Source organism: Microbispora sp. NPDC046973 (assembly GCF_040644495.1).
GTDB lineage: Bacteria > Actinomycetota > Actinomycetes > Streptosporangiales > Streptosporangiaceae > Microbispora.
Map to the genome: position 1 here is coordinate 74,592 of NZ_JBEYWQ010000012.1, position 14,000 is coordinate 88,591.

Below are 14,000 nucleotides of genomic sequence, written 5' to 3' on the forward strand. Positions count from 1 at the left end.
GAGAGCGGTCCGGCGAAAGGCCGCGCCTGGCGCCCGCCGCCGTCGCCCACGAGCCGGTGAGTCCGGGAGAGGACAGCCGGGTGGTTCAGGGCCCGGCGGGGGAGACGAAACCCGACTCGTAGGCGGCGACCACCGCCTGCGTGCGGTCGCGGGCCCCGAGCTTGGACAGGACGTTCCCCACGTGGGTCTTCACGGTCTCCACGCCGACGACGAGCTCGGCGGCGATCTCCGCGTTCGACAGGCCGCGCGCCATCAGCCGCAGCACGTCCCCCTCACGCGCGGTCAGCCTCTCGATTCCGGGCGCCGGGCGCGCGGCGCCGCGGGTTGCGACCAGTGACCGGATGGCGGCGGGGAACAGCAGCGACTCGCCCGCCGCGACGACCCTGATCGCCTGGACGAGCTCGTCCGCACTCGCCCGCTTGAGCAGGAACCCGCCGGCCCCCGCCCGCAGCGCCTCGTAGACGTAGTCGTCGTTCTCGAACGTCGTCACCACCAGGACCTTCGGCGCGTTCTGCGCGGCCACCAGCGCCCTCGTCGCCTGGATGCCGTCCACGGCCGGCATCCGCACGTCCATGAGCACGACGTCGGGCCGCAGCCGACGGGCCAGTGACACGGCCGACGCGCCGTCGGCCGCCTCGCCCACGACGACGAGGCCGGGCTCCGACTCGATCACGATCCGCAGGCCGATGCGGATCAGGTCCTCGTCGTCGGCCAGCAGGACTCCGATGGTCGAATTCATGCGCCCACCCGCCGCTCGCCGATGCCTTCGTCCCCACCCGAACCCTCGCCGGTGCTCCGGGCTGGTGGGACCGGGGGATCCTCCCACGATCGGCCGGTGCCTGCGCCGGGAAGCGGGATGCGGACATCCAGTCGCCACGTCCCGTCACTGCCGCCCGCCTCCATCCGGCCTCCCAGCAGTGTCACCCGCTCCCGGATGCCGTCCAGGCCGTGCCCGGCCCTGCCGGTCACACCGCCGGTGCGGACGGCGTTGCGGACGCGGACCTCCAGGACGTGGTCACGCACGCGGACGTCCATCTCGATCGGGCCCGCGCCGTGCCGGATCGCGTTGGTCAACGCCTCCTGCACCAGGCCGTAGGCCTCCCGGGAGATCACGGGAGGCACGGCCGACAGGTCGCCCAGCCGCCGGACGACCGGCCTGTCGCCGGTGTCGCCGGTGCCGGCGGTGTCGAGCAGCGCGGGAAGGTCGCCGAGAGACGGCTCCGGCGAGGTCCGCCCGCCGCCCTCCCGCAGCACCCCGATGACGTGGTCGAGCTCGTCCAGCGCGCCCCGCGCGGAGGACTCGATCGCCTCCAGCGCGGCACGGGCCACGGCGGGGTCACGGTCGAGCACTCGCCGCGCGGCGGCGGCCTGGACGGTGACCACGCTGAGCGCATGGCCCACCGAGTCGTGCAGCTCCCTGGCGAGCCGGTTGCGCAGAGCCAGCCGGCGGGCGGCCTGCTGCGCCAGGGCGAGCCGGTCGGCCGCGGACGGCCCCAGGAACACGGGGGCCAGGCGGGCGAGCAGCGCTCCGGCGCCGACGGCGAGGAAGAGCAGGCAGACGAGGACGGCCAGCCCCGCGGGCGGACCCCACATCGTCGCCCAGCCGCCGCCGATCCCGCGGTCCACCAGCCCGAGGCGATCACCGGCCAGCGGGAGGGCCGCCAGCCAGACCGCGAACGGCACCATGGCCAGGGTCACCCCGCTCATCAGGCCGCCGATCCCCAGGTGCAGGGTGAACCACGCCGCGGTCCGGCGGCGTTCGGACCATGTCCGCCGTACGGAGGACGGCGGGGCCTCGACGGCCACGCCCAGCAACGTGCGGGCGGCGGCGGCCTCGAAGGCCCGGACCGGCAGGAACAGCCCCGACACCGCCACCACGGGGAGCATCCCGATGAAGATCAACGGCTGTACCGACAGCAGTGGATCGCCGACGTTCGGCGTCGGGCGCCAGATCGCCGTCGCGACCTGTCCGGCCATCATGTACGGCATGAGCAGCGCCCCGCCGACGATCAGGCAGGCCCATCTGCGGTAGACGGCCCCGTCGAGGAGCGGTCCGAGGATGCGGTTCACGTTCCGATGGTCCCGCGTCCGACGCATGCCCGCCTCAGAAGGCGGGCCGCCCCCGGCCGCAGGCGCGGCAGACGCCACGCGTGCGGTAGTGGTAGCCGACGGCCGCCGTCCCCATCGCCAGCCCCCAGGTGAGGAACCAGGGATAGATGACGTCGAACACCCAAGGAGAGACGCCCTCCAGGGACGGCTTCGCGAGGCCGAGGGCGACCGCGACGCGCAGTCCCGTGCCGAGGACGCCGACCGGGACCAGCATCACGCTCCCCACGAAGGCGGCGGTCAGCGGCATCCACCGCGGCATGCGCAGCGGCGGCCGCCACGTCCGGGCGAACCCGAGCCCGAGCGCCACGCCGATCAGCGCGAGCACCCCGGTGTCGCCCAGTCCCGGGGTCCACAGGTGCACATCCCCGAACGCCCGGGGATCCGTGAGGCCGACCGTGCCTCCGAGGCCCCACTGCACCTTCAGCGCGCCGTACCCGGCCGCGAGCAGCACCGTGAGATATCCGGCGCGGACGCTCAGCCTCTGCCACGATTCCCGGGCCTGCCACGTCCCCCGGCCCCCGCCGGCGGGGGACGTGCGCACCGCGTCGTCGCGGTCTTCGAGCTGGACATCGCCGGGTCCTGCGGACCGGCCGCAGCGTGCGCAGGCGCCCCGCGCGCGGCGGCGACGCCGTACGGCGGTCACGAGGAGTGTCGTGCCGGCGGCGAGCGCGGCGGCGCGGGCGGCGGCCGCCGGCCACTCGAAGCCCAGGTCGACGACGCCGCTCTCCCCGGTGGCCGCCGCGATCGCCGCCATGATCCCGCCCACGATGTCGAAGGCGATCCCGCTCGCTCCGACGCCGGTCAGCGCGAGACCGGCCACCGCCGCGGCGGCCGTGCCGAGCCCGCCGCTGCGCGTGGGCGGAGACTCCCGGTGAAGGTCTGTCGTTCGCATGACTCCAGGCTCGCGGTCGCGACCTCGCCGGGCCTCCCCACTGGGCGGGACCCGCGTCCCCCGCGTGGGGGAAAAGTCCCTTGAGCCTCACGTGGCGTGAGCTTCTAGCGTCGGCGGCATGGAGATCATCGTTCACGACACGGCCGCCGCGATGGCCGATCTGCTGGCCGCCCCCCTTGCGGAACGGCCCGCGGCGCTCACCGGCATGCTCCGTCCGATGTGGGACGCCGTGCCCTGGATGCCCGTCGGCGACGTCGTCGGCATGCACCACAGGGGCTTCGGTTTCCGCGTCGACCGGGACGACGAGCGCTACCCGCCCGCGGTGCGGCGGATGCGCGACGCGGGGGTGTGGGAGCAGGTCCGCGACGCGCTCAGCGCCGCGTGGAAGCACCAGCGTGAGGCCGTGCCCGGCATCCGGCACCCCGAGACGCTGCAGGTCTACATCGTCCTCGGCGACCCGGACGCGGAGCACCTGGTGCGGCGCAACCACGGCTACCTCGGCATGAGCGGCAAGGGCCTGGTCTACCTCCTCGTGTGGCCGACGGAGGAGAACCTCGGCCGCCTCGGGCACTGCGCGGTCCACGAGCTCAACCACAACATCAGGCACTCGAACGTCGTCTGGGACCCCGCCGCCGTCACCCTCGGCGATCAGGTCGTCTCCGAAGGGCTCGCCGAGGCGTTCGCCCGGGAGCTGCACGGGCGGGAGGGGCTCGGGCCCTGGAGCACCTCCCTGGAGGGGCCGGCGCTGGACACCGCGTACGCCACGATCACCGGGGCCCTGGACCTGACCGGCATGCACAACTTCACCGCGTACGTGCACGGGGACGCCACCGCCGAGCTGATGGGGCAGCCGCCCGTCGGCCTGCCCGACCACGCGGGCTACCCGGTCGGGCTGCGGATCGTCGACGCCCACCTCGCCGCCTCGGGCCTGACCGCCGCCGAGAGCACGGCGTTGCCCGCAAAGGAGATCCTGGCCAACGCCGGGCTCTCCGCCGCCCGCTAGGCTCGCTCGTCGAGCCAGGGTCAACCGGGTGCAAAGGGGGAACGGAGCCACATGGGTGCCGGACAGGTGGTGCTCCTGCTCCTCGCCGCCGTGGCCGCCGGATGGGTGGACGCCGTCGTCGGCGGGGGAGGGCTGCTGCAGCTTCCCGTGCTGCTCCTGGCCGGTCTCACGCCGGTCCAGGCGCTGGCGACGAACAAGTCCGCCGCGATCTTCGGGACGGGGTCGGCCGCCGTCACCTACGCGAGGAGGACGAAGCTCGATCGGGCGGTGGCCGTACCGGCCGCGGCGCTGGCGGTCGCCTTCGCCGGCCTCGGCGCCGCCTCGGCGGCGCTGCTCGACGCGGACGTGCTGAAGCCGCTGGTGATGGTCGTGCTGCTGGGCGTGGGGACGTTCGTGACCCTGCGGCCGGGGTTCGGCCGCCTGCCCCACCCGCACCTGCGTACACGTGCGCGGGTGGTGACGGGAGTCGCGGTCGCGGGCGTCGGCATCGCCTACTACGACGGCATCGTCGGCCCGGGCACGGGCACGTTCCTGCTCATCGCGTTCACCTCGATCCTCGGGATGGACTTCGTCCACGCCTCCGCCACGGCGAAGGTCGTCAACACCGGCACCAACCTCGGGGCCCTGGTCGTCTTCGCCGCGCAGGGCCACGTGGTGTGGGCGCTCGGCCTGGCCATGGCCGCCTGCAACATCGCCGGAGCGCAGATCGGCGCGCGGATGGCGCTCAGCCGGGGAGCGGGATTCGTCCGCGTCGTCCTGCTGTGCGTGGTGGCCGCCCTGGTGGCCAAGCTCGGGTACGACCAGTTTCTCAGTCGATGAGATCGCACAGGCCGGGGCCGAGGTCGTCGTCCACCATCCGCAGCGCGGTCTCCGCCCTCGACGCGAGCGCGAGCGGGGGCACCCCCGCCACCAGATGGGAGTGCGCGATCCGGTCGAGGGCGGCGCCGACCAGCGGCGCCGTGACCCGGAGAGCGGCGGGAAGGGCGACGCCGCCGGTGGAACCGCCGTGCAGCACGATGTTGCGGCACCGATACAGCCGCCGCAGCGACACCTCCAGGTAGCCGCGCACCCGCTCCAGCACCCGCCGGCGGTCGGCGAGCAGCGCCTTCATCCGGAAGACCGACGCGACGTCGCTGCCGGTCCGCCAGGACCGCACGAGCGGAAGCCCGTCCCGGCACTCCAGCTCGGCGGCGATCAGTGTGGAACGTTCCCGATTGGACGCGCAGGCCGCCAGCTTGTCGGGGAGGGCGTCGCCGGGTACCGCACGTACGCGGTAGGAGAGCGCGGTGAGCTCGGCGCGCGGCCAGGAACAGGCGACGAGCGCCGCGGCGCGGGCGGCGGCCACCACTTTCTCCCGCTCGTCGGGGTCCCTGGCCTCCGTCAGCAGGGATTCCAGAGCCGCCCAGCCTCCCGCGATGGCGGGCGCCAGCGGCCCCGGGTTGAGCGCGGAGGCGATCTCCAGGGCCTCGTCGACCGCGCTCCTGGCCTGTTCGCCGAACCGCTGCACGTCCTGGCCGACCACGTACAACTGCCGCTCGGCGGCCAGTGAGAGCACCTGCGCGCCGCGCGGGGGCAGCAGGAGGGGAAACGACCGGTCCTCGCCTTCGATGTACGCCTCGCCCAGCGGGACGACCGACCCCGCGGCCGTGAAGCGCGCCCGCGCCTGGAGCCGCTCGACCAGGTCGGAGACGATCTCCACGGCGCGCTCGGCGTCCCTGGCCTCGACCGAGTAGCTCAGCCCGCCGACCACCTCCCGGTGCCGCTCGGCGCTCGCGTACGCCATCAGGGGCCGCGTCTGCTCGGCCGTCAGCCAGTTGGGCAGCCAGCCGGCCAGGTCCTCGTGCCGGTTGAGCGCGCGGAAGGGGACGACGACCCGCCACTGGCGCGGCGGCCGGGCCAGAAGTGCGGACGCCTCGGCGACCAGGTCCGTCGCCGACAGGTTCAGGTGGCCGGCGCGGAGCCAGCGCTGCACCCCGGCCAGGCTGTGCCCGCTGTCGAGCAGGTGCGCGGCGACGGCCCGGGCCACGCGTTCGGCCCGGGGCGGCTCCTGCGCCGCCGCGCAGGACGACCAGCGGCCGAGGTAGCCGGGCCGCCCGATGTCGATGAGGTGACGCAGCTTGCGGCGGCCGTCGCTGGCCAGCGTCAGGGTCGTGCACAGAACCTCGCGCATTTCCCGGCGGTAGGTCGCGGTGCCCAGGGCGGGATCGTCGCCGAGCAGGCGTTCCAGCGCATGGCGCTGCCAGTCCACCGCGGCCTGCGACAGCACCCGCCGATCGACCCACACCCCGGCCTCGTACAACTCCTCCAGGGCCAGGAACGAGCCGACATCCCACAGGCGGATCGGCCAGGGGGCTCCCTGACGGGTGAAGTCGAGCAGCCGGGTGGTGACGTGCCGGGAGTAGGAGGACCGGGGGTCACGACCGGCGGGGATCGCATGCATGCTGACGCAACCTCGGGGGGTGTACGGGGACATCGGGGGAAACAAAACATCGGGGAAATAAAGAGGGCGCGGCCCAGAAGACCGCGCCCTCGGGGGCGAGTGCCCCGGTGAAGCCTGTGTTCGCTTGCGCGATGCTCAGAACATACCCGGTTTCGCGTCCGTCGCACCGGGATTTCGCGCGAATCTTGACCCGTGTCGTCGTATCCCTGTCGGCATGGCTGTCAATTCGACCGTCTCTGCTCCGTTTGTGACATCAAGAAGCCGCAGTCGTGGGTTCGACCACGACCTTGAGCCCGCGCCGGGAGACGGCGGCGGCGAAGGCGTCCGCCGTGGCCGCGAGCGGGAAGCGGTCCGTGACCAGCGACGACACGTCCACCGACCCGTTCTCGACGAGGCGGATCGCCCGGGGATAGGTGAGGTTCATCCGCCGGACCAGCGCGAGCGTGAGGCCCTTGCGCCGGGCCAGTGACGCGGGGAACGAGGTGCGGTCCTCCTCGGGGATGCCGGCCAGCACGACCCGGCCACCGGGCCGGGCCGCGGTCATGGCGACGCGCACCGCGTCGTCGTCGCCCGAAACCTCGAAGGCCACGCGTACGCCGAGTCCGTCAAGCCCCTCGATCCCGGTCCACGCGGCCGGTCCCGCATCCTCGGGGGACAGGGCGTGGTCGGCGCCGAAGCGCAACGCGGCGGCGCGGCGGTGCGGCAGGGGATCGACGGCGACCACCGTCGAGGCGCCGGCGAGCCGGGCGAGCTGGACCACCAGCAGCCCGATCGGTCCGCAGCCGATGACGGCGACGGGCGCCCCGAGGCCCAGATGCCCCAGGTCCACGGAGTGGACCGCCACACCGAGAGGTTCGAGCATCGCCCCGTCGCTGTCGGACAGCGTGTCGGGCAGCGGGTGCAACAGGTCGTCCGGCCAGGTGAGGAACTCGCGCAGGCCGCCGTCGAGCGTGCCGTGGCCGGCGAAGCGGACATCCGGGCACAGGTTGCCGTATCCCGTCGCGCACACCCCGCACCGGCCGCAGGGGATGGCGGGGTCGACCGCGACCCGTGTGCCGTGCCGCGGACCTCCCTCGATCACCCCGGCGATCTCGTGCCCCACGACGAGCGGATCGTCCAGCACCGCGTCGCCGATACCGCCTTCGGAGTACCAGTGCAGGTCGGAGCCGCAGAGACCGACGGCGGTGACGCGCACCAGGCTCTCGCCGGGCCCGGGAACGGGGCGCGGTTCCTCGGACAGCCGGATGTCGCCCACCTTGTGCAGCCGGGCGGCCCTCACGTCCTGGTCCCCCGCGTCATCGCCGCTCCCCTCGGTCCGTCGTCCACCTTGATCGTAACCGGCCGGGCGGGGACGGGCACGCCGAGGGCCGGGCCCTTCGTGCCGGGCCCGGCCCTCGGAACGTTCCCACGGACGGCGCTACGACCGGGCCTGCCCGGTCATCTGCCGCGCCTGGTCGCGGGTCTGCTCGGTGACCTGCCGCGCCTGGTCGCGCGCCTCCTCACCCGTGGTCCTGGTCGCCTCCGCGGCCGTCTCGCGCACCTGCTGGACCGCCTCCCTGGCGTTCTCGCCCACACGCTGCGCGGTCTCCTGGACGGCCTGCTTCACCGGCTCGACCATCTCACCGGCCCGGTCCTTGACCTGGACGGCCGCGCGTTCCTCGGCGGAGGTCTTCGGCAGCAGGCTCGCGGCCAGCAGCCCGGCACCGAAGGCGATCATCCCCGCGGCGAACGGATTGCCCTGCGTGCTCCGCATGGCCTGCCGCGGCGCGTCGCGCACGGTCTGAGCGGCCTGCTGGGCGCCGTGCCGCACCATCTCGCCCGCCTCGGCGGCGGTGCCGCGGACCGTCTCGCCCGCCTGGGCCGCCGCGTCGCGGACGGTCTCGCCGGCGTGCGCCGCGGCGTCCCGCATCGTCCCCGCGGCCTCACCGGCCTGGTCGCGAACCGTGTGGGTGGCGTGTGCCGGCACTCCCATCACCTTCTCCTTCACCGACTGCGCCGCCTGGCGCATCCTGTCCGTACGGCGCCGCACGATGCGCGCCGGGCTCGCCCGGTCGGCGAGCCGGTCCACGTCTGCGGCGAGTTCCGCCCGCGTGACCTCGATCTCGGCCCTTATCTCCTCTGGGCTCGCGCCCATCGCACGTCCTCCTTCAGCGTCTCGATGGTCTGCTCGGGCGTGGGGTTCACCTCGCGCATGCGCTCCTTGCCCCGCGCGAACAGAACCCCGCCGATCACCGCCCACACGGCCGCGACGATGAGCGCGGCCCAGGCCAGGTCCATGACGTTGCCGAGCCCGAACACGACGGCCAGCGTGACGAGGAGCGCCACCATGTATCCGGCGAAGCCGGCCCCGCCGAGCATCCCGGCGGCCTTGCCGGCCTTGGCGGCCTCCTGCCGGATCTCGGCCTTGGCGAGCTCCACCTCCTGGCGGAACAGCGTGGACAGGTCCTCGCCGATCTCGCCGACCAGCTTGCCCAGTGAGGGCTCGGCGGGCGGGCTGGGGTAGCTCATCGCGGGCCACCCCCGTTGCCCGGCGTCCCCGGGTGGCCGTCCGCGTGGCCGTCGCGGAACTCCTCCGACGGGTAGCGCGCGCCGGTCGCGTAACCGGTCCCGGTGCCGTTGCGCGTGTCGTCACCGGCCCGATAGCCGGTGCCGGTGCCGGTGCCGGTGCCGGTGCCGTACGACGGTGAGGCGGTCACGCCGGTCCCCGGGCCGCCGGTGCCCGTGCTGCCGCTCACCGACTCTCCGACCAGGGTGTGCTGCGCGCCCGTGCCGTACGCCGTCGGCGGGCGGGTGCCGTACGGGGCGGACGAGGGCGATCCGGACCCGTATGCGGCGCCGCTTCCGTCGCCGGCGGCGGTGCCGTATGCGGTGCCGGAGTCGAACCGCCTCGCGGCGCCGTCCGTGTGAGGCTCGTCGGCCGAGGCGACGGCCTTGACGGCCCGTCCCACGAGGAAGCCCGCGACCAGGGCGCCGGCGAGGAACAGCCCGGGGCGGCGCCGCGCGAAGTCCTGTACGTCGCGCACCGCGCCCTGCAGGCCCTCGGTCTCCAGGTAGTCGGCGGCGCGGTGGCCCTGCTCCGCGACCTGCTGGACCACGCCCCGCATGGGGGAGTCGGGCTTGGCGTTGTCGCCGATGGCCTCCAGCTCGCCGGTCCACTGCCGGATCGTGTCGGCCGCGCGCCTGCTCTGGTGCCGGGCCTGCTCGTCGGTGTGCCTGCGCAGTTGGTGGAGCACGTGCCGGGTCTGCTCCCTGGCCTCGTGGGCTACCGTACGCGCCTGGTCCGCGGCGGTGACCGCCACCTCACCGGCGGCCGACCTGGCCTCGTGGGCCGTCTCCTGCGCCGCCTGACGGACCTGCTGCGCGGTGCCCTGTTGCGCGGGGCCCTGTGGCGCGGTGCCCTGCTGTCCGGCTCGCTGACGGCCGTCGCCCTGCGGCAGCTCGCTTCCACCGGCGTATGTTCGCGTCTCGGTATGGAAGTCGCTCACTGAAGCCTCCTTGGGTCGAAATCGTCCCTGGAGCGGCGAGCTACCCGTGAAGCCCGAACGGACGCACGAATTGCGCAAAAAAGTCAAAATTCCCTATTGGCTTGGTCAAATGCGCTGCGTACGGGCCTGAACGGCAGGGGCGCGCGGCGCCACCGGTCGGTGCGGAGGCCGGGACGTCCCCGGCGTGCGGTGGGGAAACGGCGGCCCCTCGTCGGCGAGATGCGGGAAAGTGGATTGGAGAGCGCTTTCCCAGAGCCTGTATCCCGGCGGCCGCCCTGTCAAGGCCGCCCTCTCGACACAGCGGGAATCCGCAGTTCATCCGGGTAAAGCGTGGCCGGAGCGGTCGGCTGCGCGAGCGCGGGGGAGGGGTGCCTCTTGACACTCTTCGCCTTCCGCGACACTCTCCTCCTTGGAGAGCGCTCTCCAAGCCGACGCCGGTGAGGAGAGCCCGTGCTCGCGTGGCCTGCGCCCGTCACCTGGGGCGACTCCCGCACAAGCGGGGGTCGTCCGCACCGCGCTGTCGCAGGACGGTGCAGTCGCGGCACCGCGCTGTCACAGGCATGAGGACCGTTCACCCCCCAGGCCGCCGCCCTCACGGGCGGGCGGCGGCATCCGAAAGAGTGAGGACACCACCCGTGCGCAGACGCAAGCCATATCTCTTCGCCGTCGCCGGAGCCCTCGTGCTCGCCGCGACGGCCTGCGGCGCCGACGACTCGTCGTCCACGGCCGGCTCCGCCGGTGGGAGCGCGGCCAAGACGATCACCTATTGGGCGTCCAACCAGGGCACCAGCCTGGAGAACGACAAGGAGGTGCTCAAGCCCGAGCTGGACAGGTTCACCAAGGAGACCGGGATCACGGTGAACGTGGAGGTCGTCCCCTGGGCCGACCTGCTCAACCGGATCCTCGCCGCGACCACGTCGGGCAAGGGGCCGGACGTCGTCAACATCGGCAACACCTGGTCGGCCTCGCTGCAGGCGACCGGGGCGTTCGTGCCGTGGGACGACGCGCTGCTCAAGACGCTCGGCGGCAAGGAGCGCTTCCTCGGCCCCAGCCTCGCCGCGACCGGCGCCCCCGGCCAGCCGCCCACCGCCGTGCCGATCTACGGCATGACGTACGGCCTCTTCTACAACAAGAAGATGTTCAAGGAGGCCGGCATCGACAAGCCGCCGGCCACCTGGGACGAGCTGATCGCGGACGGCAAGAAGCTGACCAAGGACGGCAAGTGGGGGCTCGCCGTGGAGGGCGCGAGCGTCAGCGAGAACGCCCACCACGCCTTCATCTTCGGCCAGCAGCACGGCGCGGACTTGTTCGACGCCTCAGGCAAGCCGCACTTCGACTCCGACCAGGAGGTCGCGGCCATCAAGCAGTACCTGGACCTGATGGCCGTCCACAAGATCGTCAACCCGAGCAACGCCGAGTACGCCAACGGCACCGAGGCGGTGCAGGACTTCGTCTCCGGCAAGGCCGGCATGCTGATGTGGCAGTCGATCGCCACGCAGCTCAAGCAGGCCGGCTGGAGCGAGGACGACTACGGCCTGGCCCCCATCCCGCTGCCCGACCCGTCGCAGGGCGGCAAGCAGGTCAACGCGATGGTCGCCGGCATCAACCTCGCCGTGTTCAAGACGGCCGCCAACAAGGACGGGGCGCTGAAGTTCGCCCAGTTCATGACGTCCAAGCAGACCCAGCAGAACCTCAACAAGGCGTACGGCTCGCTGCCGACCGTCACCGACGCCTACGACGACCCGGCGTTCGAGAGCGAGACGATCAAGACGTTCCAGCAGATCCTCTCCTCCACGGCCGCGCCGCTTCCGCAGGTGGCGCAGGAGAGCCAGTTCGAGACGCTCGTGGGCAACGCGATGAACCAGCTGTTCGCCGACGCCGCGAGCGGCAAGCCGGTCAGCGAGGAGGCCGTCAAGGCCAAGCTGACCGAGGCCAACCAGCAGATGGGCGGCTGAGCGGCCCCGGCAATCCGGCCCGGACAATCCGGCGCCGACAATCCGGCGCCGGGCGGAGGCTCCGCCCGGCGCCCCTACGCAGACCCTCGACATCGAGAGGAAGTCCGTGACTCCTCCGTCCCCTGAAGAGGACGGCTTCTCGCTGTCCCCGGCTGAGGCAGCCGGGGCAGGCGACGGCCAAGCCCTGACCGATGCCCCGCCGGGGCGTACAAGGACGGCATCAGGCGAGCGATTCCCCCGCCGGACCGGTCCGGCGGTCGTGTCCACCACGTCCCGGCCCGGCACCGGCCACTCGGACGGCCCCGCGCCTCGGGGCGGCCGGCGACGGGGGCTCGCGGGCCGCGTCCCGGTGCGGTTGCGCCGCGCCGCCCTGCCCTACCTGCTGATCCTTCCGGCCGTGCTGCTCGAACTGCTCGTCCACCTGGTGCCGATGCTGATCGGCATCGGGATGAGCTTCCTGAAGCTCACCCAGTTCTTCCTGCGCAACTGGTCGGCCGCGCCCTTCGCCGGGCTGGACAACTACAGCGTCGCCGTCGACTTCGACGGCGCGGTCGGCCGCTCGCTGCTGCACTCGTTCCTCGTCACCGTCGCGTTCACCCTGCTCACCGTCGGGCTGGCGTGGCTGTTCGGCATCTGCGGCGCGGTTCTCATGCAGGGCTCGTTCCGGGGCCGGGCCGTGCTGCGCGCGCTGTTCCTCGTGCCGTACGCCCTGCCGGTCTACGCCGGGGTGATCACTTGGAGCTTCCTGCTCCAGCGCGACTCCGGGCTCGTCAACCACGTGCTCGTGGAGCAGTTGCACCTGTTCGGCGAGCGGCCGTTCTGGCTGATCGGGGCCAACAGCTTCTGGTCCCTCATCGTGGTCTGCGTGTGGCGGTCGTGGCCGTTCGCCTTCCTCGTGCTGATGGCGGGGCTGCAGAACATCTCCGACGACCTGTACGAGGCGGCCGCGATCGACGGCGCGGGCTGGGGCCGGCGGCTGCGCACGGTGACGCTGCCCATGCTGCGGCCCGTCAACCAGGTGCTCGTCCTGGTGCTGTTCCTGTGGACGTTCAACGACTTCAACACGCCGTACGTGCTGTTCGGCAAGTCGGCCCCGCACGAGGCGGACCTGATCTCGATCCACATCTACCAGAGCTCGTTCGTCACCTGGAACTTCGGCTCGGGCTCGGCCATGTCGGTGCTGCTCCTGCTGTTCCTGCTGCTGGTGACCGCCGTGTATCTGGTGGCGACGTCGCGGAGGAGAAGCGATGCGTGAGCCCCGCTGGCTGCCGTGGGCGCGGTGGGCCGGCCTCGGCCTGCTCGGCCTGTTCACCCTGACCCCCCTCTACGTGATGCTGACCTCGGCGATCAAGCCGCTGCAGGACGTGCAGGGGGACTTCCACTGGATCCCCACGACGATCACGCTCCGTCCGTTCGCCGACATGTGGCGGACGGTCCCGCTGGCGCGCTACTTCGCCAACAGCCTGATCGTGGCGTCGGTGGCCGCGCTGGTGTCGGTCCTCATCGCGATCTTCGCGGCGTACGCGATCAGCCGCTTCCGCTTCCCCGGCCGCCGCGTCTTCTCGATCACCGTGCTGTCGACGCAGATGTTCCCCGGCATCCTCTTCCTGCTCCCGCTGTTCATGATCTACGTGAACCTCGGGACCGCCCTCGGGGTCGAGTTGTACGCCAGCCGCACCGGGCTGATCATCACCTATCTGACCTTCTCGCTGCCGTTCTCGATCTGGATGCTGGCCGGGTATTTCGACTCGATCCCCACGGCGCTGGACGAGGCGGCCCAGGTGGACGGCAGCGGTCCGATCGGGGCCCTGCTGCGGGTCGTCCTTCCCGCCGCCACCCCCGGTATCGTGGCCGTCGCCATCTACGCGTTCATGACCGCCTGGGGGGAGGTGCTGTTCGCCTCGGTCATGACCGACGAGTCGAGCCGCACCCTCGCCGTCGGCCTCCAGGGGTACGCCACCGAGAACGACGTCTACTGGAACCAGATCATGGCGGCCTCCCTGGTCGTCAGCGTCCCCGTGGTGGCCGGGTTCCTGCTGCTGCAGCGCTACCTCGTGCAGGGCCTCACCGCGGGCGCCGTGAAGTGAACGCTCACCATCACCACCATCGATCCAAG

Annotated in this window: 13 protein-coding genes; 5 read left to right on the forward strand and 8 right to left on the reverse strand. The window is 72.6% G+C overall.

Annotation, left to right across the window (positions count from 1 at the left end; translation table 11 throughout):
* Positions 1 to 85 precede the first annotated feature (85 nt).
* From ABZ860_RS22545 to ABZ860_RS22555, 3 genes are read right to left on the reverse strand one after another with little or no spacing between them, the layout of a single operon-like run.
* A complete protein-coding gene (locus ABZ860_RS22545) occupies positions 86 to 739 on the reverse strand; it encodes a response regulator transcription factor (RefSeq protein WP_357223166.1) in 654 nt (217 codons plus the stop codon).
* Positions 736 to 2,070: a histidine kinase gene (locus ABZ860_RS22550; protein WP_357223168.1), complete on the reverse strand. Its 1,335-nt coding sequence runs from the start codon at positions 2,068 to 2,070 to the stop codon at positions 736 to 738. Before ABZ860_RS22550 ends, ABZ860_RS22545 begins: the two co-directional genes overlap by 4 nt.
* 34 nt (positions 2,071 to 2,104) lie before the next feature.
* Entirely contained in the window at positions 2,105 to 3,001 is an 897-nt protein-coding gene (locus tag ABZ860_RS22555; protein WP_357223171.1) for a hypothetical protein, read from the reverse strand.
* 118 nt (positions 3,002 to 3,119) lie between these two features.
* Between ABZ860_RS22555 and ABZ860_RS22560 the strand changes: the two genes are divergently transcribed.
* Both ABZ860_RS22560 and ABZ860_RS22565 read left to right on the forward strand, forming a co-directional pair.
* Complete coding sequence (locus tag ABZ860_RS22560) at positions 3,120 to 4,004, forward strand: DUF2268 domain-containing putative Zn-dependent protease (RefSeq protein WP_357223174.1); 885 nt, start codon at positions 3,120 to 3,122, stop codon at positions 4,002 to 4,004.
* A gap of 51 nt (positions 4,005 to 4,055) precedes the next feature.
* Complete coding sequence (locus tag ABZ860_RS22565) at positions 4,056 to 4,823, forward strand: TSUP family transporter (RefSeq protein ID WP_357223178.1); 768 nt, start codon at positions 4,056 to 4,058, stop codon at positions 4,821 to 4,823.
* Here ABZ860_RS22565 and ABZ860_RS22570 read toward each other — a convergent pair.
* The 5 genes from ABZ860_RS22570 to ABZ860_RS22590 form a co-directional block, all read right to left on the reverse strand.
* Complete coding sequence (locus ABZ860_RS22570) at positions 4,813 to 6,444, reverse strand: integrase (protein ID WP_357223181.1); 1,632 nt, start codon at positions 6,442 to 6,444, stop codon at positions 4,813 to 4,815. The genes ABZ860_RS22565 and ABZ860_RS22570 overlap by 11 nt on opposite strands.
* A gap of 253 nt (positions 6,445 to 6,697) precedes the next feature.
* Positions 6,698 to 7,723, reverse strand: a complete 1,026-nt coding sequence (locus ABZ860_RS22575; RefSeq protein ID WP_357223184.1) for a zinc-binding dehydrogenase — start codon at positions 7,721 to 7,723, stop codon at positions 6,698 to 6,700.
* Between the two features lie 138 nt (positions 7,724 to 7,861).
* Positions 7,862 to 8,578 carry a DUF3618 domain-containing protein gene (locus ABZ860_RS22580; protein WP_357223186.1) on the reverse strand — a complete coding sequence of 239 codons (717 nt, stop codon included), beginning with the start codon at positions 8,576 to 8,578 and terminating at the stop codon, positions 7,862 to 7,864.
* Complete coding sequence (locus ABZ860_RS22585) at positions 8,554 to 8,952, reverse strand: phage holin family protein (protein ID WP_079319590.1); 399 nt, start codon at positions 8,950 to 8,952, stop codon at positions 8,554 to 8,556. The genes ABZ860_RS22580 and ABZ860_RS22585 overlap by 25 nt, the downstream gene beginning before the upstream one ends.
* On the reverse strand, positions 8,949 to 9,929 hold the full coding sequence (locus ABZ860_RS22590; RefSeq protein WP_357223190.1) for a hypothetical protein: 981 nt from the start codon (positions 9,927 to 9,929) through the stop codon (positions 8,949 to 8,951). Before ABZ860_RS22590 ends, ABZ860_RS22585 begins: the two co-directional genes overlap by 4 nt.
* Positions 9,930 to 10,564: 635 nt before the next feature.
* Here ABZ860_RS22590 and ABZ860_RS22595 point away from each other — a divergent pair.
* The 3 genes from ABZ860_RS22595 to ABZ860_RS22605 all read left to right on the forward strand — a co-directional run bounded on the left by ABZ860_RS22595 (position 10,565) and on the right by ABZ860_RS22605 (position 13,971).
* Complete coding sequence (locus ABZ860_RS22595; RefSeq protein WP_357223193.1) at positions 10,565 to 11,884, forward strand: extracellular solute-binding protein; 1,320 nt, start codon at positions 10,565 to 10,567, stop codon at positions 11,882 to 11,884.
* A gap of 259 nt (positions 11,885 to 12,143) precedes the next feature.
* A complete protein-coding gene (locus tag ABZ860_RS22600; RefSeq protein ID WP_357223196.1) occupies positions 12,144 to 13,139 on the forward strand; it encodes a sugar ABC transporter permease in 996 nt (331 codons plus the stop codon).
* Positions 13,132 to 13,971: a carbohydrate ABC transporter permease gene (locus ABZ860_RS22605; protein WP_357223199.1), complete on the forward strand. Its 840-nt coding sequence runs from the start codon at positions 13,132 to 13,134 to the stop codon at positions 13,969 to 13,971. Before ABZ860_RS22600 ends, ABZ860_RS22605 begins: the two co-directional genes overlap by 8 nt.
* Positions 13,972 to 14,000: the final 29 nt, after the last annotated feature.